This window comes from Pseudoalteromonas sp. ND6B (genome assembly GCF_000764215.1).
GTDB lineage: Bacteria > Pseudomonadota > Gammaproteobacteria > Enterobacterales > Alteromonadaceae > Pseudoalteromonas > Pseudoalteromonas tetraodonis.
This window is the reverse complement of record NZ_JQFL01000042.1, coordinates 1-2093: the sequence shown is the minus strand read 5'-3', so window position 1 is coordinate 2093 and position 2093 is coordinate 1. Positions and strand designations below refer to the sequence as shown.

Below are 2093 nucleotides of genomic sequence, written 5' to 3'. Positions count from 1 at the left end.
CCTAAGTACTAATTATTTTGTCACTACCTCTAAAAGCGCAGCGTCTCTTAGCCCTCTTTGTGCATAATTTTCTTAAAGATCTTATTGCACTGAGAGAAGGGAATGAGTAGTAAATGAGAAACCAAAGCCACTAACCTAAGTACTAATTATTTTGTCACTTCCTCTAAAAGCGCAGCGTCTCTTAGTCCTCTTTGTGCATCTTCACTTAAGAGAATATTAACTATCAAGTTGATTGAAAAATCATAAATTAAAGCGCTTGATACCATCAACCAACTTTAGTGTATTAAAGTTAATTAGTAAGCCCGTATTTATATTTGATAGCTTCATATATGTAATCAACTGCGCTGAGTGAATAGGTTGTAGTTTATCAACGGCCTTCAGTTCAATTATTAATTCATTTGGTAATAAAATATCCAATTTATAACCTGTTGCAATATATTGTTCCTTGTAAATTATTGGTAGTTCAACTTGATTTTTAATAAATAACCCAGCCTGACATAACTCATACATTAAACAAGATTCATAGCTTGACTCCAATAAGCCAGGGCCTAAAGTTTTGTGTACCTCTATTGCGCAGCCAATTACTGTTTGTGTTAACTCGTCAATGTGCATGATTATCCTTATTCAATGGTAACTTTAAGAGTTAGATTTTTTATTTCTACTTGTATTGATTTAAACTGATTATAGTTTAGTAAAGTAATTTATCCTTTACTCAACAATGCAAAGCTTACCTCACATAGAAAATTGTATGAGAAAACATTAAATACTAGGCCTAGTTATTAATTAAAATATTCTGTATTTGTCACGTCCTCTAAATCGCAGAGCCTTTTCATCCTTTATATGAATAATTTACTAAGACCTAATTGAACTGAGAGAAGCGAATGAGGAGCAAATGAGAAGATCAAACAGATCTTAGGTAGAGCTCATAACTTATAGACGCTGAGCTTGCCCGCGTGAGAAGTACAGCTTCTGATTTTTAAGTGTCATCCTCTAAAAGCGCAGCGTCTCTTAGCCCTCTTTGTGCATAATTTTCTTAAAGATCTTATTGCACTGAGAGAAGGGAATGAGTAGTAAATGAGAAATCAAAGCCACTAACCTAAGTACTAATTATTTTGTCACTACCTCTAAAAGTGCAGCGTCTCTTAGCCCTCTTTGTGCATAATTTTCTTAAAGATCTTATTGCACTGAGAGAAGGGAATGAGTAGTAAATGAGAAATCAAAGCGACTAACCTAAGTACTAATTATCGGAGTTTTTCAAGTTAGTTGTCGCCTCAAGTTAAATTTTATGCCGCCCGCATTTCTTCTTTTTTCTCAGGGTTTAAATTTACTTCATTTATCATTGACCAGTCTCGTGACTTCCCTGACCAACGGCTTGGGTTATTCAATTTAGCTGCGTCGTTTACCTGCTGACGCTTAGCTAATATTTCTTTATCTAAACCTGAATGACGTTGGTTTGGCGTCACAAATTTTATACCACTGTGTAGATGCTCATTATTGTACCAATCAACGAACCCACTTACCCATTCTCTTGCTGCGCTTATATCTTCAAATGGCTTTTCTGGGTATTCTGGGCGATACTTTAACGTTTTAAATAACGACTCAGAGTATGGATTGTCATTACTTACTGACGGTCGACTAAATGATGGCACAATCCCTAACTCCTGTAATGTTGCCAGTAATGTCGCGCCTTTCATTGGGCTGCCATTATCTGAGTGTAACGTAACTTGCTCGCGCTTTATTTGCTCTCGACTGCAAATATCCTTCATTAAATCCGCGGCTAATTCACTTAACTGTGTGTCGTAAACCTGCCAGCCAACAACCTTTCGACTAAAAATGTCCATCACTAAATATAAGTATAAAAATTGCCCTTTTACGCTCGTTGGTAAATAGGTGATATCCCAAGTGTAGACTTCATTTGCACGCACTGCTTTCAGTGCTCTTGGCTTTTTCATCGGCTTAGCTGGCTTTACTTTTTCTCTATGCGTTAATAAGTTATGTGCCTTCATGACACGATAAAACGAACTTTCAGACGCTATCCATATGCCCTTATCAAGCAGCTTAGGGACTATTTTACTGGCCGGTAAATGCCCATA

The 2093-nt window shown here is 36.6% G+C and carries 2 protein-coding genes; both read right to left on the bottom strand.

Annotation, left to right across the window (positions count from 1 at the left end):
* Positions 1–240: 240 nt before the first annotated feature.
* The gene (locus ND6B_RS08370) at positions 241–612 is read right to left on the bottom strand and encodes a GxxExxY protein (protein WP_033103280.1); all 372 of its coding nucleotides are present in this window, start codon (positions 610–612) and stop codon (positions 241–243) included.
* 671 nt (positions 613–1283) lie between these two features.
* The coding region (locus ND6B_RS08375) for an IS3 family transposase (protein ID WP_033103605.1) at positions 1284–2093 on the bottom strand (810 nt) is incomplete at its 5' end.